20 protein-coding genes are annotated in these 18,696 nt (G+C 36.2%); 11 read left to right on the forward strand and 9 right to left on the reverse strand.

Translation table 11 applies throughout. The features are described 5' to 3' along the window. The 3 genes from RBU60_RS01680 to ahcY form a co-directional block, all read right to left on the reverse strand. On the reverse strand, positions 1-518 hold a 518-nt coding region (locus RBU60_RS01680; protein WP_308863016.1), incomplete at its 3' end, for an ISAon1 family transposase. 55 nt (positions 519-573) lie between these two features. Beyond that, the gene (locus tag RBU60_RS01685; RefSeq protein ID WP_308862885.1) at positions 574-930 is read right to left on the reverse strand and encodes an ISAon1 family transposase N-terminal region protein; all 357 of its coding nucleotides are present in this window, start codon (positions 928-930) and stop codon (positions 574-576) included. A gap of 127 nt (positions 931-1,057) precedes the next feature. After that, positions 1,058-2,374, reverse strand: coding sequence for an adenosylhomocysteinase (gene ahcY / locus RBU60_RS01690; RefSeq protein ID WP_308862886.1), 1,317 nt, complete (start codon positions 2,372-2,374; stop codon positions 1,058-1,060). Positions 2,375-2,436: 62 nt separating this feature from the next. On the opposite strand from ahcY, the gene RBU60_RS01695 reads away from it, so the two are divergent. The 8 genes from RBU60_RS01695 (at position 2,437) to RBU60_RS01730 (ending at position 8,516) form a co-directional block, all read left to right on the forward strand. Next, on the forward strand, positions 2,437-3,066 hold the full coding sequence (locus tag RBU60_RS01695) for a 4'-phosphopantetheinyl transferase family protein (RefSeq protein WP_308862887.1): 630 nt from the start codon (positions 2,437-2,439) through the stop codon (positions 3,064-3,066). Between the two features lie 74 nt (positions 3,067-3,140). Continuing rightward, positions 3,141-3,401 carry a thiamine-binding protein gene (locus RBU60_RS01700; RefSeq protein WP_308862888.1) on the forward strand — a complete coding sequence of 87 codons (261 nt, stop codon included), beginning with the start codon at positions 3,141-3,143 and terminating at the stop codon, positions 3,399-3,401. Beyond that, the gene (pnuC, locus tag RBU60_RS01705) at positions 3,385-4,017 is read left to right on the forward strand and encodes a nicotinamide riboside transporter PnuC (RefSeq protein ID WP_308862889.1); all 633 of its coding nucleotides are present in this window, start codon (positions 3,385-3,387) and stop codon (positions 4,015-4,017) included. Before RBU60_RS01700 ends, pnuC begins: the two co-directional genes overlap by 17 nt. After that, positions 3,978-4,550 carry an ATP-binding protein gene (locus tag RBU60_RS01710; RefSeq protein WP_308862890.1) on the forward strand — a complete coding sequence of 191 codons (573 nt, stop codon included), beginning with the start codon at positions 3,978-3,980 and terminating at the stop codon, positions 4,548-4,550. The genes pnuC and RBU60_RS01710 overlap by 40 nt, the downstream gene beginning before the upstream one ends. Then, positions 4,540-6,048, forward strand: a complete 1,509-nt coding sequence (locus RBU60_RS01715; protein WP_308862891.1) for a DUF4301 family protein — start codon at positions 4,540-4,542, stop codon at positions 6,046-6,048. The genes RBU60_RS01710 and RBU60_RS01715 overlap by 11 nt, the downstream gene beginning before the upstream one ends. A 1-nt stretch (position 6,049) precedes the next feature. Further along, on the forward strand, positions 6,050-6,454 hold the full coding sequence (arfB, locus tag RBU60_RS01720) for an alternative ribosome rescue aminoacyl-tRNA hydrolase ArfB (RefSeq protein WP_308862893.1): 405 nt from the start codon (positions 6,050-6,052) through the stop codon (positions 6,452-6,454). Positions 6,455-6,694: 240 nt separating this feature from the next. Continuing rightward, positions 6,695-7,012, forward strand: coding sequence for a hypothetical protein (locus tag RBU60_RS01725; RefSeq protein ID WP_308862894.1), 318 nt, complete (start codon positions 6,695-6,697; stop codon positions 7,010-7,012). 136 nt (positions 7,013-7,148) lie between these two features. Then, positions 7,149-8,516, forward strand: a complete 1,368-nt coding sequence (locus tag RBU60_RS01730; protein WP_308862895.1) for a sigma-54-dependent transcriptional regulator — start codon at positions 7,149-7,151, stop codon at positions 8,514-8,516. On the opposite strand, the gene RBU60_RS01735 is transcribed toward RBU60_RS01730, so the two are convergent. Further along, positions 8,513-10,933 (reverse strand): hybrid sensor histidine kinase/response regulator, encoded by a 2,421-nt coding sequence (locus tag RBU60_RS01735; protein ID WP_308862896.1) that lies wholly within the window; start codon positions 10,931-10,933, stop codon positions 8,513-8,515. The two genes, RBU60_RS01730 and RBU60_RS01735, sit on opposite strands and share 4 nt — an antisense overlap. A 278-nt stretch (positions 10,934-11,211) precedes the next feature. Between RBU60_RS01735 and RBU60_RS01740 the strand changes: the two genes are divergently transcribed. Beyond that, positions 11,212-13,608, forward strand: coding sequence for a TonB-dependent receptor (locus tag RBU60_RS01740; RefSeq protein WP_308862897.1), 2,397 nt, complete (start codon positions 11,212-11,214; stop codon positions 13,606-13,608). A gap of 95 nt (positions 13,609-13,703) precedes the next feature. Then, on the forward strand, positions 13,704-14,408 hold the full coding sequence (locus RBU60_RS01745; protein WP_308862898.1) for a T9SS type A sorting domain-containing protein: 705 nt from the start codon (positions 13,704-13,706) through the stop codon (positions 14,406-14,408). Positions 14,409-14,487: 79 nt separating this feature from the next. On the opposite strand, the gene RBU60_RS01750 is transcribed toward RBU60_RS01745, so the two are convergent. Next, entirely contained in the window at positions 14,488-14,928 is a 441-nt protein-coding gene (locus RBU60_RS01750) for a Rieske (2Fe-2S) protein (protein WP_308862899.1), read from the reverse strand. A 122-nt stretch (positions 14,929-15,050) separates the two neighbouring features. Between RBU60_RS01750 and greA the strand changes: the two genes are divergently transcribed. Further along, complete coding sequence (gene greA, locus RBU60_RS01755) at positions 15,051-15,527, forward strand: transcription elongation factor GreA (RefSeq protein ID WP_308862900.1); 477 nt, start codon at positions 15,051-15,053, stop codon at positions 15,525-15,527. Between the two features lie 129 nt (positions 15,528-15,656). Here the strand turns inward: greA and arsM are convergent, their stop codons facing one another. From arsM to RBU60_RS01775, 4 genes are read right to left on the reverse strand one after another with little or no spacing between them, the layout of a single operon-like run. Beyond that, positions 15,657-16,625 carry an arsenosugar biosynthesis arsenite methyltransferase ArsM gene (arsM, locus tag RBU60_RS01760; RefSeq protein WP_308862901.1) on the reverse strand — a complete coding sequence of 323 codons (969 nt, stop codon included), beginning with the start codon at positions 16,623-16,625 and terminating at the stop codon, positions 15,657-15,659. Between the two features lie 3 nt (positions 16,626-16,628). Then, positions 16,629-17,438 (reverse strand): purine-nucleoside phosphorylase, encoded by an 810-nt coding sequence (locus tag RBU60_RS01765; RefSeq protein ID WP_308862902.1) that lies wholly within the window; start codon positions 17,436-17,438, stop codon positions 16,629-16,631. 1 nt (position 17,439) lies between these two features. After that, positions 17,440-18,039 carry a TIGR04282 family arsenosugar biosynthesis glycosyltransferase gene (locus RBU60_RS01770; RefSeq protein ID WP_308862903.1) on the reverse strand — a complete coding sequence of 200 codons (600 nt, stop codon included), beginning with the start codon at positions 18,037-18,039 and terminating at the stop codon, positions 17,440-17,442. After that, positions 18,040-18,537, reverse strand: coding sequence for a rhodanese-like domain-containing protein (locus RBU60_RS01775; protein ID WP_308862904.1), 498 nt, complete (start codon positions 18,535-18,537; stop codon positions 18,040-18,042). Positions 18,538-18,696 lie beyond the last annotated feature (159 nt).

An 18,696-nucleotide genomic window follows, 5' to 3' on the forward strand; every position in this document is an offset into this window, starting at 1 on the left:
AGCAATTGCTTCAATGTGTCTCCATTGTAGAGGAGTTCTGGAGTGTATTTTATAGATTTACTTCTGGCGTGCTCTATAGCTTCATTCTCTGAGTCGAGAACTTCCCATCTATGCTTGATTCGGATTTCCTGCAGTGCATCCAATGCCAGTTTCTGGACGTGAAAACGGTCTATCACCAAGGTTGCGCTTGGGAATGTTTTTTTGACGATAAGCCCCATATTGCCTGCCATATCTAAGGTTACCTCTTTAACTTTCTTTCTTTGTTTTAGGGGGATTTTATGGAGTATGCTTATAACTACTTCGGCTTTGGTTCCTTTAATCATAGCTACTAAAGCTCCTTTCTTTCCTTTTGCTTTTTTATTGGTTAGTATGGTGTAGAGATCTCCGTTAGAGAAAGCTGTTTCATCAAGAGATAGATTACTTCCAATATTTTCGGCAAATAGAATCCAATCTGTTGCGTGTTGTTTTTGATCCCAAGATTTAAAATCGCTTAGATAATCTTTATATTGCCTTTGCAGGCTTCTAGGGTTGACACCAAAGAATTTAGCTACAACCGCTGTGCTAGTAGCATTATTACCTACAGACCTCTTTTAAAAAAGTAGCAAACTCACTAGTTATCCTAGTTCCTTTTGCTACTAAATCCCAATCTCTGGTAACTACTTTCCCAGTAGCTTCATTAAACCATCTACGCCGGGTTATATGTAAAAAAACGCTCTTACCTCGTATGGGAAAATCCTGAACCGTAGCTTGCGCAAAGAAGCCTTTAGAATGAAGCTTGGCACCGCTATATTCGTCAGGAACTGTGTTTAGTTCTGTGAAATAAAAGTGCAGTTCTTCGCCTTTAATCTCATGCTTTGTTAAATCAAAATAGGTGACCAGTACTTCTGGAAGTAATAAATTGGCAATAGCTAATAATGAATCTGAGGACATAGAAATCTTTATTTCAAAGTTCCCTAATTTTTAGTTACTCCACAACTTTTTGTGTTGAGCCGTTTTAAGCAAAAAAAATCCCTTCAAGTTACTTGAAGGGATTTTTTTATGATGATAATACTCTTAATTAGTACCTGTAATATTCTGGTTTGTAAGGTCCTTTTACTTCAACTCCAATATATTCTGCTTGGTCTTGAGACAAATCAGTAAGCTCAACACCAATACGTTCTAAATGTAATTGGGCTACTTTTTCATCCAAGTGCTTCGGTAACATATATACGTCGTTCTTGTATTGATCTGTATTTTTCCAAAGCTCTATTTGTGCTAACGTCTGATTCGTAAAGGAATTACTCATTACAAAACTAGGGTGTCCAGTGGCGCAACCAAGGTTAACCAGTCTACCTTCAGCTAATAAAATAATATCTTTTCCGTTAACGGTATATTTATCTACTTGTGGTTTAATTTCATCTTTGGTATCTCCAAAGTTGTCATTTAACCAAGATACAGCAATTTCATTGTCAAAGTGACCAATATTACAAACGATAGTTTTGTCTTTCATCGCTTCAAAATGTTCTCCTCTTACAATGTCTTTATTTCCAGTAGTGGTAATAACGATATCTGCTTTTGGTAAAACTGTTTCTAATTTCTTCACTTCAAAACCGTCCATTGCAGCTTGTAAAGCACAAATAGGATCAATCTCTGTAACGGTTACAATAGAACCAGCTCCTTTAAAAGAAGCGGCAGTTCCTTTACCAACATCTCCATAGCCACAAACAACTACACGTTTACCTGCAAGCATCACATCGGTAGCACGGCGAATAGCATCTACAGCACTCTCGCGACATCCGTATTTGTTGTCAAATTTAGATTTGGTTACCGAATCGTTTACGTTAATGGCTGGCATAGGAAGCGTTCCGTTTTTCACACGCTCGTATAAACGGTGAACTCCAGTAGTCGTTTCTTCAGAAAGACCTTTAATGTCTTTTGCCAATTCCGGATAACGGTCTAAAACCATATTGGTTAAATCTCCCCCATCATCTAAAATCATATTTAGCGGCTTGCGATCTTCTCCAAAAAATAAAGTTTGTTCTATACACCAGTCAAATTCTTCTTCGCTCATCCCTTTCCAAGCATAGACCGAAACTCCAGTATCTGCAATGGCAGCAGCAGCTTGATCTTGTGTAGAGAAAATATTACAAGAGCTCCAAGTTACTTCGGCTCCTAAAGCGGTAAGCGTTTCAATTAAAACCGCAGTTTGAATGGTCATATGTAAACACCCAGCGATTCTTGCACCCTTTAAAGGCTGCTCGTCTTTATATTCTTTTCTTAAAGACATTAATCCTGGCATTTCTGCTTCAGCAAGCTCCATTTCTTTTCTACCCCATGCGGCTAGAGAAATATCTTTAACTTTATATGGCGTGTATGTTACCGTTTTCGTACTCATATTCTTATATTTGTGATTAAGCAATTTTGTGTGACAAAAATACATAATATCTATCTAAATTCATGGCTCTTTACAAAACAATAACAATTGATGAGGCTACTAAAGTTCTCATTTGGAAGATAGAAGAAAGTTTTGAATGGCTTAGTGAGGGGATTGAATTGACTCCGCATTGCCGAAACCGAGTAGATAGCATGAAAAGCGATCTTCACCGCAGAGGTTTTATGTGTATTAGGCATTTATTGGCTGCGGAAGGCTATGTAGATCACGATTTGTATTATGATGATCACGGAAAGCCTCACCTTAAAGATGGTAAATTTATTTCGATTACACATTCATTTACCTTTGCCGGAATTATTATTAGTGATCAACCCATTGGTATCGATATCGAAAAGCAGCGAGAGAAAATCATGAAGATTGCGCATAAATTTACACCACTTAAGGAATACCGTACCTTAGCAAATGACGACGCGATTATTAGAAAGTTAACTATTGTTTGGGGTGCAAAAGAATCTATTTATAAGTATATGAGTGTTCCCGGATTGCTTTTTTTACATCATATCTATGTAGATGATTTTGATTTTGATGAAATGAAAACGACTGCCAAGGTGAATTACCAAGGAAAAGAAGAATCCTTCAAAATTGATTACTTAGAATTTGAAGGTTTTACCTGTGTTTATGCGTTGCCTTTGTAAATAAGAAGCCTCAAGAAATAACCCTTAGCAAATTCAACAAAAATTTAAGAAAGATAATTTATAAAATAGATCCCATGAAAATATCAGTAGAGTTAACCCTTACTCCCATTCAAGATGAGTATGAGCCAGCGATTATCAATTTTATCGATGCACTTAGAGATTCAGATTTAGAAGTCAAAGAAAATCCGTTAAGCACGCAAGTGTATGGAGATTATGATGAGGTGATGAAGGTCTTGAATAAAGAAATGAAAAATGCGTTAGAAGCGGTAGAACGCGGACTTATTTATATGAAAATAGTAAAATCTGACCGTCGCGATTATGAGCCCCATTTTTGATTGGCTTTTTTCTCAATACCAAGGAATCGATACGCACCTTATAGTCTTAGAACTGTTTGGTGTTTTTTTTGGCATACTGAGTGTGCTTTATTCTAAAAACAATAGCATTCTGGTTTATCCTACGGGGATTGTCAGCACTTTGCTATACGTATATATTTTGTTCGTCTATGGCTTGTTGGGCGATATGATTATTAATGTGTACTATTTTAGTATGAGTGTCTACGGCTGGTATGTGTGGACGAGAAAAGTAGATGGTACACACGTTACGCCGATCACCAGCGTAACTAAGAAAGAAAACAAAACCATTGCAGCTATATTTATAGGAAGTATGATTTTGATAAGCTTGGTATATCAAACATTTGATAAATGGCAGGGCTGGCCATCTTATGTAGATATTCTTACCACGGCTTTCTTCTTTGTGGGAATGTGGCTCTTGGCTAAAAAGAAAATTGAAAACTGGATTTATTTACTCATAGGAAACATCATTTCGGTTCCTTTGTATTTCTATAAAGGACTAAGCTTTAGCGCGCTTCTATATGTCTTTTTAATCATAATAGCTATTTTAGGATATTTCTCATGGAAGAAACTCTTGTTCAAAAAGATTCAGACTGTTTAAAAGTTGTGGTTTACGGACCAGAATCTACTGGAAAAACCACTTTGGCACAACAATTGGCAGCTTATTTTAATACCCAATGGGTGCCAGAATTTGCTAGAAATTATTTGCAAGAAAAATATGATAACTGCAGCGAAGCTTGTGAGCAAGAAGATCTAATTCCTATTGCGAAAGGACAAATAGCTGCTGAAAACCGACTAGCACCAAAGGCAAATAGAGTATTGTTTATAGATACCAATGTGCTTCAAACCTATACGTATGCGCAAGTATATTATGAAGGTTTTACCTCTAAAGTTTTTGAAGAGGTCATAAAAGCGCATCAATATGATTTATATTTGCTCACGTATATAGATACGCCTTGGGAAGAGGACGATTTAAGGGATAAACCCCAAGAAAGAGAATATATGTATAAGGTATTTAAAGCTTCGTTAGAGGTTAATGAAAAACCTTATCAAGTTTTAAAAGGAACAAAGCAACAACGCCTAGAAAAGGCTATTGCGATGGTAGAAAATTTATTGAAAGAGCATGGAAAGTAACACTTGGAGAGACGAGGATCTTTTGCAGATGAAAGCAAAAGGAATAGCGGTAGAGCAGGTAGAGAAACAATTGCAAGAATTTGAAAGAGGAATTGCTTTTGAGAATTTAAAAGCTCCAGCTTGTATTGGAAGCGGAATTATGAAACTAGATGATAATCAGCTTCAAAGTTGGGTGGATCGTTTAGAAAAGGCTTCCGTAAAGAAAGTGAAGTTTATTCCCGCCAGTGGAGCAGCAACCCGAATGTTTAAGAATTTATTTTTCTTTTTAGAAGAATTTGATTCCGAAAAGGAGAGCCTGCAAGAGTTTATTGCCAGAACGCGTAAGAATGAATTAACCAAGTTTTTTCATCAGCTAGAGAAGCTTCCTTTTTATGAAGAAGTAATCGATTATGCGCAATTAGACAAAAAGTCAAACCTAGATGATTTGGCATTTCCTTTTGTTCAAAATTTATTAAATGAAGCTAATTTAGGCTACGGAAGTTACCCTAAAGGTTTGGTGCCTTTTCATAAGTATAGAGATGAAATTCTAACCGCTTTCGAAATTCATTTCTTAGAAGCGATGAATTATACTCAAAATGAAGAGGTGGCTCATTTGCATTTTACGGTGGCCAAAAAGCATCTTGATAAGTTTGAAAAAGCACAAGCCCAGATAGAAAAGAAGTATCCCGAGAATGATTTTTGTGTGGACTATTCCTATCAACAGGAAAATACAGATACACTGGCGGCAACCATAGACAACCAACCTTTTCGAGAGAAAAATGGAGAAATCCTGTTTAGACCAGGAGGTCACGGCGCTTTAATCGAAAATCTTAATCAAGTAGAAGCCGATCTTGTTTTTATAAAAAACATAGACAATGTATGTGTACACGAATATTTGAATGAGATTGTTGATTATAAAAAAGCCCTTGGCGGAATTTTATTAGAAATTCAAGAAAAAGTGTTTCAGGTTTTAAAGAAAATCGATGCAAAAGATCCTGAAGCTTTAGCCGAAGCTAACCAACTTTTGTCTTCTTGTTTTCATTCAGAAGAACAAATTAAAAGTTTTACGGAAGCGAAAGAACTTCTAAACCGTCCTATTCGCGTTTGTGGAATGGTGAAAAATGAAGGCGCTCCCGGTGGTGGTCCGTTTTGGGTATTGGATGCCGCAGGAAAAGCATCATTACAAATTGTAGAAGGAGCACAAATCGATGCTAATAATAAGAGTCAGCAAGATATTGCTGCAAAAGCGACGCATTTTAATCCGGTAGATTTAGTGTGCGGATTAAAAAATTACCAGGGTGAGAAATTTGATTTATTAGATTTTGTAGATGCTTCGAAAGGATTTATTTCAGAGAAATCTAAAGACGGAAAAGCTTTAAAAGCTTTAGAACTTCCAGGTTTATGGAATGGTGCGATGGCGCATTGGAATACTATTTTTGTAGAAGTGCCTTTGGTTACTTTTAATCCGGTGAAAACAGTAGTCGATCTATTAAAAACATCACACCAACCTCAAACTTAATATGTTTTCTAAAGAAGAACTCGTAAAGGAAGTAGATTTTAAAGCGGTGCTTAGCGGTGGTCCAGGAGGGCAGCATGCCAACAAGACGAGCACGAAAGTAGTGCTGAGTTGGAGCTTAGAAAATACTCAACTCTTTACGGAAGAAGAAAAAGAACGTTTACAGGATAAGTTATCGGCTAAGCTTACCAAAGAACAAGTGCTTCAGCTTTCTTCAGATCACAGTAGAAGTCAGCATAAAAACAAGGAAGTAGTTATTAAAAAGTTTTTAAAACTCATAGAGCAAGGTCTTCATATTCCGCGGAAGCGTAAAAAAACAAAACCGAGTAAGGCTTCCAAAAAGAAGCGCTTAGAAAATAAAAAACGAAAATCTCAATTAAAAGTCAATCGCAAAAAACCCAAATTGTAGTTTTTAGATTTAAAAGTGTGTAAAAATTCTACAGTCAACTGTAGAATTTTTTATTTTCTACAAGTAGCATCAATGTCTCAAATAGATGTGACAATAGTGTAGAAGGTTTATTTTTAGGGGTTTGATTTGTTTTAAGTGTTTTCGAAATTCTGTGGCATAGTATTCCTATTGTATTAATTGAAATTAACCAACAAAGAATAACCAACTAAAACTTTAATTTAAAAACTAAAACAGAAGATTATGAAAAAGTTAATGATGACCGCCGCAGTAGTAGCAATGTTTTTTGCAACAGCCAATACAAATGCACAAACCGAAAAAGTACAAAAAGCTCCAGAGAAAGTACATGAAACTGTACAGGATGGATTTCAGGAGATAGAGGCCAATAAGCTTCCAGATGCTGTTAAAAAAGCGATAGTTAAAGATTTTAGAGGCGCAGACGTTGAAAAAGCCTATATCAATAAGAAAAGAGAGTTTAAGTTAGTTCTTAAGGCTGAAGGAGCAGAGGCTAAAACAGTTTATGCTAATGCAGATGGAGAGTGGATTAAACCAACCGCTTAAACCCGAAAGAAAATTAACTACCCCCAGTTAATTAGATTGAGATGAAAAAGACCCTTTATTGTAAAGGGTCTTTTTTTATGATAAATTTGAGGCAGACTATTAAGCTTATTAATAGATTTGTAAAAAAATACTTTTCGTGCAGCACATTTTAATTGTAGAAGATGATTTGGCATTTGGTAAAATGCTAGAAACCTTTTTGAAGAAAAAAGGATATCAGGTAACCACTTGCTCTAGTAGTGAAGATGCTATTAGGAAGCTGAATGATGCTGTATTTCAAGTTATTCTAGCCGATGTAAGATTGCCAGAGAAAGAAGGTACGGTGCTGTTAGAAATGGTAAAGGAAAAGCAATTGGCCACAAAAGTGATTCTTATGACGGGTTATGCCGAGGTAAGCAAAGCGGTTGAAGTGATGAAAAAGGGAGCTTTCGATTATATTTCGAAACCTATTAATCCAGAGCAAATGCTGGATTTGATTCAAAAAGCAGTAAAGGCATTGCAAGAAGACTCTTCTGCAGAGAGTGTTTCAACTCCTCAAAAAAATAATAAAGAAGAACCTGTTCAAAAAGAAGAGGGAGTAGGCAACAGTTATGTGGCTGGAGTAAGTGATGCTTCTAACAAACTAAATGACTACATCAAGTTGGTGGGGCCTACAGATATGTCTGTATTGATTATTGGAGAAAGTGGAACGGGAAAAGAATATGTCGCCAAAAACATACACAAAAAAAGTAAACGTAAAGAGAAAGTGTTTATCGCAGTAGATTGCGGAGCCATTCCCAAAGAAATCGCTTCTAGTGAGTTTTTTGGACATGTAAAGGGGTCTTTTACAGGTGCGATTAATGATAAAATAGGTCATTTTGAGGCCGCCAATCACGGAACACTTTTTTTGGATGAGGTAGGGAATTTAAGCTATGACCTACAAATGCAACTGCTACGTGCATTGCAAGAAAGAAAAGTGAAACCCGTAGGGAGCAATAAAGAAATAGAGGTAGATATTAGGGTGATAACGGCCACCAATGAGGATCTAGAAAAAGCGGTAGAATTGGGTGACTTTAGACAAGATTTATTTCACCGTCTTAACGAGTTTTCCATTCAGGTGCCGGCGCTTAAAGATAGAAAAGAAGATTTGTTGTTGTTTGCTAATTATTTTTTAGACAAAGCAAATCAGCAGTTGGGGAAAGAAAGCTTAGGCTTTTCTGATGAAGCTTTAGAGGCGTTAAAAAATTATGATTGGCCTGGAAATTTGCGAGAATTGCAAAACAGCGTCAAACGTTCGGTTTTACTATCGGAAACCAAAGTGATAGAAAAGAAAGATTTACCCGAAAATATTGTAACCCACACTTCTAAAGCCTCATCTTACAAGTTGTTTAAAAATCATAATGAGGAACAATTGATTTTAGATGCTTTAGAAGAAGCAGGCGGAAACAAGAGCAAAGCCGCACGAATTTTAGATGTAGATCGCAAGACGCTTTACAATAAATTAAAGCAGTATAACATCGAGCTTTAAACTTCTTTTTTGATTTCTTCTAATAAGTTTTCTAAGGCTTTTTTAGCCTTCTCTAGCATCGTCATCACTTCTTCTGCTTGCAGGTTATGTTGTTGCTGGTGCTCTAATTTTTCAAAGAATACGACCACTTTTTCGGCTTTTAATTGACGCAGCATAGGTAAGACTCTGTGTGCGATAAAGGCAATTTGTTGAAGATTCGCTTCCGCGGAAGCTTTTCTTAAAGCGTCTAAATTTTGCTGAGAACTTTCTATAAAACTATTCAAAATCACTTTTAAGGAATCTCGATCTCCTTCGGTGAACCGAAGTAATTCCGACACATCATAAGACTCGGAAGATTTTGCAAGCTTTTCTTTTACCAAACTTCTAGACACTTCCAAATCAAGAATATTGGCAATTTCTAAGTAAAGTTCGTTCGCATTAAAAGGTTTTATAAAGTTGGTCGTAAACCCTTTTTTGAGGTAGATTTCATCGGGGACATCGGTTTTTCCAGATAATGAAATAACCGGAAGCGTTTTAAATTTAGGAATCTTCCGCAGCTTTCTAATCAATTCAAAACCGTTCATTTTTGGCATTTGTATATCGGTAATCACCAAATCAAAGACTTGCTTTTTTAGAATCTCCAAAGCCTCTTTTCCGTCTTTGGCAGTCGTTACCTTAAACCCAGCTTGAGAAATTACTTCTTTGGTGAGCATTAGCTGCGACGGTTCATCGTCAATAATCAAAACTCTTTGTCCTTGCGTGTTTTTGATAGAGATTTCTTCGGTTTCAATACTGGTTTGTGAAGTGGTTTCTATGGGGAATTCAATATAGAAAGTGGTTCCTTTATCCAGTTCACTCTCCATACGTATGCTTCCCTTAAGTAGATCAACAATCTTTTTTGTGATTGCTAAGCCTAACCCAGAACCGCCATATTGCTTTTCGATTCGAGAATCGGCTTGGGAGAATTCTTCAAAGATATTTTTTTGTTGTTCTTGAGAAATGCCAATCCCAGTATCGCTAATTTCTATATGAAGTTTTTTTATTTTTCTAGTCTTGGAAGCAATAGAAGCTTTGATGTGAATACTGCCTTCTTCCGTAAATTTATAGGCGTTGCCCAATAAGTTAGTTAACACTTGCTGAATCCTAAAAGGATCGCTCATAAAAGTTTCTTCTGTGGTTTTGTCTAAGGAAGTGTGAATCACCAAGTTGTTTTTGATACTCGTAGGGATACTGGTCTGGATGCTATCTTCAATAATACTTTTAGGCTGAAAAGGTAGTTTTTCTATGGTCATTTTTCCAGCTTCGAGTTTTGAAAAATCCAAAAGGTCGTTCACCAAATGCAAAATATAGAAAGAGGATTTTTTAAGATGATCCAAGTGATATTGCTGCTTGTCAGATAAAGAGGTTTTCTTCAGTAAATCTGCGTAGCCCATAATCGTATTTAGGGGAGAGCGTAAATCATGGGTTACCGTCGCCATAATTTGTTTTCTTCTTTTGAGTAAGAATTCCGCGTAAGCTTTACTTTTTTCCAACTCCTCTTTGTAACGCTGGCTACTATTGGTGTCTCTAATAATGAGGACAACAAAAAAAATAATCGTAAGAATACAAGCAATTCCCAATACGGCAATGATGGTTGCTGTCTCCTCGATTACGGCACTAGAATTGTTTACCTGCTCCACCGATTTTTGTATTTGCTCTCGCTCCATCTCCGACCTGATTTTTCTTAACTGTGAAGAAAGTTCTTGGTCATTTTTTAGTAGTTCATTCTCTTTTTTAATCACCTCTTGTTGATACCTTCGTTCTTCAACTTCGAGCTCACTCAGCACGTTTTTTACGGTGTTAATCAAGGAGTCTGCCGACTGTTGCGTTAATCTTTGTGCGTTGTCTTTCTTGGCGTATTCCAACCATTTCACCATCGCATGTCTGGCTTCGGGATTGTAATCTTTAAGAAGCTCATTGTAATTGTCTTCTTCAAATAGATAATTTACTTTTTGAAGATTGTTGAGCACGCGATCATAATAATTCTCACTCGAATTGTTTTTTCTCACTTTTAGGAGTTCGTGCAAGTTTTGCTCTTTAAGAAGCAAAAGGTTTTGCAAACTATCCAGCTCGTTTATAATTTCATTCTCTTTATAAACTTGTTGAAGATTTTTTATGAGAGAAGAAATAGTGTCTAATTGTTGCTTAAATTGAGGTAAGTTTTCGGGCTTTTGATTTTGAATAATGTCCCTACTAATGGCTTCGGCAGCGTATACATTGGTCACGGCCTCATTCATGAGTAACAATTTTTGTTGGTTATCGTTGCTTAGTTTATTAGCGCTGTTTAAACCAATCACATTGCTGTAAATAAACCAAATAGAAATAGCGGTAAAGGCAGTTAAAAGGAGGTATCCTATAACAACTTTAAAGGTGATGGAGCGTTTGGTATTTCTAGGCATATTCAAAAATAAAATCCTTTGCTTAAAAAGCAATTAAAATTATGATAAATTAAAAAATAAGATTAATTTTGTTTTATATCTCAAAGGGGTGTCTTTTTAGGCTGAGATCATACCCAATGAACCTGGGCAGGTAATGCTGCCAAGGGAAATGCAAAAGTTTGCTAGCGACTTTTGTAGTATGCGCTCCTGAACGACTTTTAAAAAGTCTTCAGGATTTTTTTATTTAATTTTAAACCAAAGAATAATCGCCCCTTTTATTCGTAAAAAATGTATTACGAATGAAAAATGTATTATTTGCAGTGTCTTTACTATTTACGACACTTGTCTTTGCTCAAGACAAAATTATTATTTCTGGAACTGTCGTTCAAGATGCTAACGAATTACCAAATGTAGCCGTAGAAATAATAGGAACTAGCCAAGCTGCGATTAGCGACCTTAATGGAGCTTTTAAATTTTACGTTTTCCCAGGAAATTATCAGCTAAAATTTACCTACGGAAACTCAAAAACTCTAGAAGTCAAAGCATTTAAAGATCAACACATCATCGTTAATATGTCTAACGCGCAAGAACAATTAGATGAGGTTTTCCTTTCTTCTATTCGGGTCGCTGCCGACTCGCCCATTACTTATAGCAATTTGAGTAATGAGGAAATTGCGCAGCGTAATCTAGGTCAGGATATTCCTGTGTTGATGAATTACCTGCCTTCTGTGGTGACTACTACAGATGCTGGAAACGGAGTAGGTTACACCAGTTTGCGCGTTCGCGGAAGCGATGCTACCAGAACTAATGTAACCATTAACGGGATTCCTTATAATGATTCTGAAAGTCAGGGTTCATTTTGGGTCAACTTAGGCGATATCGCCTCTTCGGTAGAGAACATTCAGTTGCAGCGCGGCGTGGGGACTTCTACTAACGGAGCCGGAGCCTTTGGTGCCAGTCTTAATATTTTGACAGACCGTTACAGGGAAGAAGCTTACGCAGAAATTTCTAATAGTTACGGCTCTTACAACACGCATAAACACACCGCAAAATTTAGCACAGGTTTATTTAATGAACATTGGGAATTCGCCGGAAGGGCTTCTCTCATAAAAAGTGATGGTTATATAGATCGCGCCGAGTCTGAATTGAAATCTTACTTTTTACAAGGAGCTTACGTGAATAACAATACGCTGGTAAAAGCTCTCGTTTTTGGCGGAAAACAAAAAACTTATCAAGCTTGGTACGGGATTGAGGAAGATCAATTGAAAGAGGATAGAAGACATAATCCTGCCGGGGAATATACCGATGAAGATGGAAATACCAAGTACTACGACAACCAAACCGATAACTACCAGCAAGATCATTTTCAATTGCTGTGGGATCAAAAATACGATGCTAATTGGTCCACTAATTTAGGTTTGCATTATACGATAGGGAAAGGCTATTATGAAGAATACCAAGAAGATGCCGTGTTAGTAGATTTCGGTTTACCCGATTTTAATTCCGAAGGAACTGAAATAAGTACTTCAGATTTGGTGAATAGAACTTGGCTGGACAATCACTTTTACGGACTTACCTTCAACGGAACTTATAAAGACCAAAGAATGGAATTGATTTTGGGTGGAGGAATTAATAAATACGAAGGCGATCATTTTGGAGAAGTTATTTATACGCGCTTTGCCCAGAATCTAGATCCTGATAACGAGTATTATTTTAATGTAGCCAATAAAACTGATTTTAATATCTACGGAAAAGCAACGGTCGCTATTTTTGAAAACTTTAAAGCTTTTGGAGACTTGCAATTAAGAACTCTTAGTTATTCCACCAGCGGCTTGTTAGATGAAGGCGTAGATTTGCTTATAGATGATAGCTTTACTTTCTTTAATCCCAAAGTGGGATTGACTTATAAATTAGATAAAGCCAATCAGTTGTACGCTTCTTTGGCGATAGCACATCGGGAACCAACAAGAACCGATTATAAAAATGCTCTATTTAATAATGCCAATAAGCCAGAGGAAGAAAAACTAACCGATTATGAGTTGGGATATCGTTTAAAAGCGGAAAAGTTTCAGCTAAATGCGAACCTATATTATATGGATTATAAAAACCAACTGGTACTAACGGGAGGTATTGATAATTCGGGGGAACCGGTACGCGAAAATAGTGGAGACTCTTACCGTTTAGGAGTAGAAATAGAAGCTTCGGTAAAGCTCTTACCTAATTTGAGCGTTCATCCTAATGTGGCTTTAAGCCGAAATAAAAATAGAGATTTTAATACCAAATTTGATGGCGAACTTCAAGACTTTGGAGATACCAGTATTTCTTTTTCTCCTGAAATAGTGGCGGGAAATAGAATTAGTTATTCGCCCATTTCTAATTTACAGTTCAACTTCCTAAGTAAGTTTGTTGGCGAGCAATATATGAGCAATATAGAATCTGAAGCCTCTTTACTAGAAAGCTATTTTATCAATGATCTTAGCATCCAATATGTGTGGAAAAAATCGTCTTTATTTAAAGAAGTAGTTTTCACGGGAATGGTCAACAATATTTTTGATGTAGAATATATCTCTAATGGATACTATTATTCTTTTGAGGATGATTATTCTAATCCAGGAACAATAGAAACTAAAGAAGGCGCAGGATATTACCCACAAGCGACGATTAATTTCTTAGCGGGAATTACATTAAAATTCTAAGTTTTAGCCCATGTTGAATTTTAAAAAGCGGTTTAGATTTTTCTAAACCGTTTTTTTTTTTTTTACCTTTATAAGGCTAACACAACCAGTTAATTATGAAAAAAATTACCTATTTGATTATTTTATTGTTCAGTTTTAAGGGTTTTGCGCAAGTAGCTCCTTTACAAGACTATACATGGTATTTAGAAAAACTGGTCATTAACGGCAATGATTTTCCACCACCTGTAGCTTATCAAAATTCTTACACTGTAATATTTGAGGACAATAATCCTTCTTGTTTATTTGATGCTCCTTGTTATCCATTAAATACGGATCTAACTTACAACCAAAATCAAAGTTTTAATATCAATAATACTGGTACTCCTCTAGATTGCGGCGGTGTGCCAGCATATGCTATAGACTTTGAAGAAATATTTATGGAAGATTTTACAAATCTAGGTTTACCAGGGTTTAATCCCTATGTCTACACTTTTAATAATCAATCTACTTATATAGAATTAACTATAACAAACGCTAATGGTGTTCAGGCTATTTACAGTAATGAGCAATTGGTAGTGGTAAGTAAGAACAAGCTTCAGGTTCAACTTTCTCCAAATCCTGTGGTGAGTAACTTTCAGTTGGAGATGGAGCAGGGAAAAGAAATAAAATCAGTGCGTATTTTTTCCGTTAACGGAAAAGAAGTATTAAAATTTAATGAAACTCAATCTATTTATGATGTTTTACAGTTAAGTCAAGGAATTTATTTTGTACAAACAGAAACCGAAAAAGGAAAAAGTATCATTAAAATAGTGAAACGGTAAATAGAGATAAAAGCAAAAAAACCTGAAATTTAATTTCAGGTTTTTTTGCTTTTTAATTTTATACGAGAGGAAAGAAAATTTAATTTCTTACATTCAGTAAGCCGTTACCATTTTGAACCACGCGGTATCTAAATAAAGGATATCTTAAATTTTCTTCGTCTCCTTCAACCACTCCGCCTGTAAATAAGTCGTAGGTATTGCCTTCACAACCGCAAAAGATGTGAATACCGTTCAGCTCCATGGCTACACATTCATTTTTTCTAGGATGATTGGGATCGGCGGCATCGAAAGCGACAAAGGAGTCGGCTCCATTTTTCATAATCACGATACCTGCATTTCCATAATTGGGAACATAAACAGGACTAGAAGGAAAATTAAGGCTATTGTATTGTGGTAAGCTTAAATCGATTTGGAAGTTGACATTCACATCCAATAAATTAGGATTGTTGTTAAGCGTATCATCACTGCTGCAGGCGGTGATCACGGAAAGAAATAAAATTCCGATAAGGAGTTTTTTCATGAGAAAGGGGTTTTTAGACCGCAATTTAATATAATTGCTAAGCTTGTTAAAATTTATTATCTTTGTTTGTTACAGGAATCCCATGTGAGTGGGATTCTTTTTGTTATATAAACGATGAAGTTATGAGTAAAGTATCTTATTACACAGCAGAAGGTTTAAAAAGATTAAAAGACGAATTAAACCAGTTAAGAGACGTAGAAAGACCAAATGCTTCTCAGGCCATTGCGGAGGCTAGAGACAAAGGAGATTTAAGTGAAAATGCCGAATATGATGCCGCCAAAGAGGCGCAAGGCTTGTTAGAGTTTAAAATTTCTAAATTGGAAGCGGTGGTTTCTAACGCAAGAATTGTTGATGAATCACAATTAGACACTTCAAAAGTATTGATTCATAGTACGGTAAAAATAAAAAACACCACCAATAAAATGGAAGTGACTTATAAGTTGGTGGCTCAAAGTGAAGCCGACTTAAAGTCGGGGAAAATCTCTGTAGATTCTCCCATTGGGAAAGGTTTACTGGGAAAAGTGGTAGGCGATAAAGCGGAAATACAAGTTCCTAATGGAACAATGACTTTTGAGATTCTTGAAATTTCTAGAGTATAATACCAAGTTAATTGCGACATTACGTATTCAAATTGATATAAAAACTAAGCTTTACGGAAGCAAAATAAGAAAGCCTTTTCAAGAAATTGAAAAGGCTTTTTATTTTAAACTGTTTGGTTTGAAAACTTTCTAACAGCAACCGCCACCATCATAATGATACGTAGATTCACTGAAGAAAATATCATCTCTATCTAAGCTTTTTAAAGCCTCAGTTGTTTTGTCACAAATGGCGATAGGCTGATTTTTAAGTAAAATGTGCCCTTCTTTATCATCAAAAAAATCTTCATCACCGTAATAAATAGCTGCTTTTCCCGTAAAAATACAAGGTCCGTCTTTGGGCATAGGGTCCTTAATGGCAGCCACTTCTATACTTTCAATATAGATAAGCTCGTCTGTAGGATAGTTTTTGGGATCTAAAATTCGATAGGGTTTCTTGGCTCTTATTTCTATGGTTCCAAAACCAGCATCAGTAAGCATTTTTACATATTCTTTTAAGGGAAGGCTTCCGCTTAAGCAAAGGGCACGCAAACGTTCGTCATTCCGTAAAGTATCATTCATTTCTTGCTCACAAATAGGATCGCTCATGACCAATCTTCCGTGAGGCTTTAGCACACGATACATTTCGGCAATCGCCATTTTAAGTTCTTCAGTTTTAAAAATATTGAATAAGCAATTTTGAGCGGCAACATCAATACTTTCATCTTCTACAGGTAAATTTAACGCATCTCCTTTACGTAAATCTACAAATCCCGACTTGAACCAAGGATTAACTTCCTTGGCTTCCTTAAAATTTTTGCGAGAAGCTTCCAGCATTTCATCTACCACATCAATCCCAATTACGCCTTGTTCTTGTCTAGAAAAGTACGCAAATTGTAAAAGCTCCATTCCGCCACCCACACCAACATATAATGTTTTGGGTTGGTTGGCTAAATCTCTTGCATGAACGGTACTGCCACAGCCGTAGTTCATTTCTTGCATAATTTTCGGGATTTTTAAGCCCGGTAATTCCCAAACAGGATTGGTGGTACAGCATAAACCTACATCTGGGCTAAGTGCTGCATCTTTATAAACGTTTTTAGTAGTTTCTAAATAGCTCATCACTTATAAATCTTTTATCAATTCTTTAAAAAGTTGAATCATATGAGGTTCAGCCTTTGCGGCCATAGCCATAATCTCTTTAATGTTCACAGGCTCTAAATGCTCTGGATCACATTCATCTGTCAATACCGAAACTGCTATCACGGGTAAGTTGAGGTGATTGGCGACAATAATTTCGGGTACGGTGCTCATTCCAACGGCATCGGCGCCAATAATTTTTAAATACCGATATTCTGCTTTGGTTTCTAATTGAGGCCCCACCACGGAAGCATATACGCCATCGTGCAAAGGAATGTTATTTTCTTTGGCGATGTGACGCAGCTTATCGCTCATTTTTTTATCGTAAGGCTCGCTCATATCTACAAAGCGCTCTCCGTATTTAGAAACGCCTTTAAACGCGAGAGGAGAATCGCCTAATAAATTGATATGATCATTAATAAGCATGAGCTCTCCTTTTTTAAAGTTGAGGTTAATGGCGCCCGAAGCATTGGAAACCAATAATTTTTTAACGCCTAATTGATGCATAATTCTTACGGGAAACGTCACATCTTTTAGGCTGTAACCTTCGTAGTAATGAAATCTACCTTGCATGACGACTGCTTTTTTTCCTTCAATAATTCCGTAAATAAGTTTTCCTTTATGGAATTCTACCGTAGCGGTAGGAAAATGAGGAATGTGGTTGTAGCTCACTTCATGAGTGATTTCCATTTCCTCTAATAGCTTTCCTAAGCCAGTTCCTAAAATAATTCCTATTTCGGGATTTTCAAATCCTTTTTGTTTTAAATAATTGGTGGTTTCTTCTATGTGTTGCATATTATAATAAATTCATTAGTGTGGGGTGCTTTTGCATATCTTCATATTCGTCAATATCGTTAAGTGTCTCCAACAAAGTTACAGATTTATCTCCCATACTGCTTAAGGTATCGTTAAATACGCTGGGAGTGCTCCAATTTTTATTTTCAAAAATTTCTTTACGGAAGCTTTTCATGCCTAATAAATAATAACCACCATCTTCTGCAGGGCCTAACACGAAATCGGTTTCATCCAGCTTTGTAAACGCATCTTCAACGCGTGCTGCGTTGAGATCTATTAAATCGCTGCCTAGAATGAGAATTTTATTGTAGCCTTTTTGAAAGCCTTCCGCGAAAGCGTAAGCCATACGTGCTCCTAAATTTTCACCTTGCTGAGCCTTTTTCGTATAATATCTAGGGTTCCAAATATCATTTTCTAAGGGTTGGGTGGCATACCAAACTTGCTTTTCTGCATTTATATTTTTGGTGACATTCGCCGTGTGTTGAAGCAAATAAGAATACACTTCTAAGGCTTTTTGATCTCCGATTTTTTGGGCAAGACGGGTTTTACATTTTCCCAATTCTGGGTGTCTAGTAAAGAGTAGTAATAAGTTTTTAGACATTTAAAATACGGGTTTTCCTTGATGTAAGTAACGGCTCCATTTTTTATTGTAGGTATGAACGCTATCGGTAGGTTTAGATTGGAGGTTGTAGAGTTTGTAGCCTTTATTTTTCCATTCTAAAATGCCTCCGTATAAATTTTTTACCTGGTGATAGCCTGCTTCTTTTAGCTTCTTTGCTATTTTTTCTGATCGGACTCCAATGGTACAATAGACGATAATGGATAAAGTTTTAGAAGACATTCTTTTTTGAACCTGCTGAATATCAAATTCTTTATCACCTGCAAAAATGGCGTTAGGCAGGTGGCTTACTTGATATTCCTCTACTTTACGGGCATCAAGAATACTTATCAAATTAGGTTTTTCTAGTTCTTGATGAAGTTCTTTTACCTTAATGTAGGGGATACTCTCCTCATTATATTTTTGTAAAGCTTGCTGAAATTCTTGTTGTGCCATACAAAAAGAAGAGGTGAAGAGCATAAAGCTTAAAACAATTTTCATAAATTTTTATCTTGAGACGAAGCGCTATTTTTCAGTGTTCTTAGGAGGAAGGTATTGAAATTATATTAAGCGAGAGAAGGTTAAGCTAAAAAAAATGATATATTTATAGAATTCCTATTCAACATACTTACGAAACTTTTGTATAAATGGTCTATTATA

It is taken from the genome of Mesonia profundi (genome assembly GCF_031085155.1).
In the GTDB taxonomy this organism is placed as follows: domain Bacteria; phylum Bacteroidota; class Bacteroidia; order Flavobacteriales; family Flavobacteriaceae; genus Mesonia; species Mesonia profundi.

Excerpts from the sequence above, each read along its gene's own strand:
- RBU60_RS01740 (WP_308862897.1), top strand. The coding sequence starts at position 11,212 with ATGAAAAATGTATTATTTGCAGTGTCTTTACTATTTACGACACTTGTC.
- RBU60_RS01735 (WP_308862896.1), bottom strand. The coding sequence starts at position 10,933 with ATGCCTAGAAATACCAAACGCTCCATCACCTTTAAAGTTGTTATAGGA.
- arsM (WP_308862901.1), bottom strand. The coding sequence starts at position 16,625 with ATGAGCTATTTAGAAACTACTAAAAACGTTTATAAAGATGCAGCACTT.
- RBU60_RS01765 (WP_308862902.1), bottom strand. The coding sequence starts at position 17,438 with ATGCAACACATAGAAGAAACCACCAATTATTTAAAACAAAAAGGATTT.
- pnuC (WP_308862889.1), top strand. The coding sequence starts at position 3,385 with ATGAGCCCCATTTTTGATTGGCTTTTTTCTCAATACCAAGGAATCGAT.
- RBU60_RS01775 (WP_308862904.1), bottom strand. The coding sequence starts at position 18,537 with ATGAAAATTGTTTTAAGCTTTATGCTCTTCACCTCTTCTTTTTGTATG.
- ahcY (WP_308862886.1), bottom strand. The coding sequence starts at position 2,374 with ATGAGTACGAAAACGGTAACATACACGCCATATAAAGTTAAAGATATT.
- arfB (WP_308862893.1), top strand. The coding sequence starts at position 6,050 with ATGTTTTCTAAAGAAGAACTCGTAAAGGAAGTAGATTTTAAAGCGGTG.
- RBU60_RS01695 (WP_308862887.1), top strand. The coding sequence starts at position 2,437 with ATGGCTCTTTACAAAACAATAACAATTGATGAGGCTACTAAAGTTCTC.
- RBU60_RS01715 (WP_308862891.1), top strand. The coding sequence starts at position 4,540 with ATGGAAAGTAACACTTGGAGAGACGAGGATCTTTTGCAGATGAAAGCA.
- RBU60_RS01725 (WP_308862894.1), top strand. The coding sequence starts at position 6,695 with ATGAAAAAGTTAATGATGACCGCCGCAGTAGTAGCAATGTTTTTTGCA.
- RBU60_RS01745 (WP_308862898.1), top strand. The coding sequence starts at position 13,704 with ATGAAAAAAATTACCTATTTGATTATTTTATTGTTCAGTTTTAAGGGT.
- RBU60_RS01700 (WP_308862888.1), top strand. The coding sequence starts at position 3,141 with ATGAAAATATCAGTAGAGTTAACCCTTACTCCCATTCAAGATGAGTAT.
- RBU60_RS01710 (WP_308862890.1), top strand. The coding sequence starts at position 3,978 with ATGGAAGAAACTCTTGTTCAAAAAGATTCAGACTGTTTAAAAGTTGTG.
- RBU60_RS01770 (WP_308862903.1), bottom strand. The coding sequence starts at position 18,039 with ATGTCTAAAAACTTATTACTACTCTTTACTAGACACCCAGAATTGGGA.
- RBU60_RS01685 (WP_308862885.1), bottom strand. The coding sequence starts at position 930 with ATGTCCTCAGATTCATTATTAGCTATTGCCAATTTATTACTTCCAGAA.
- greA (WP_308862900.1), top strand. The coding sequence starts at position 15,051 with ATGAGTAAAGTATCTTATTACACAGCAGAAGGTTTAAAAAGATTAAAA.
- RBU60_RS01750 (WP_308862899.1), bottom strand. The coding sequence starts at position 14,928 with ATGAAAAAACTCCTTATCGGAATTTTATTTCTTTCCGTGATCACCGCC.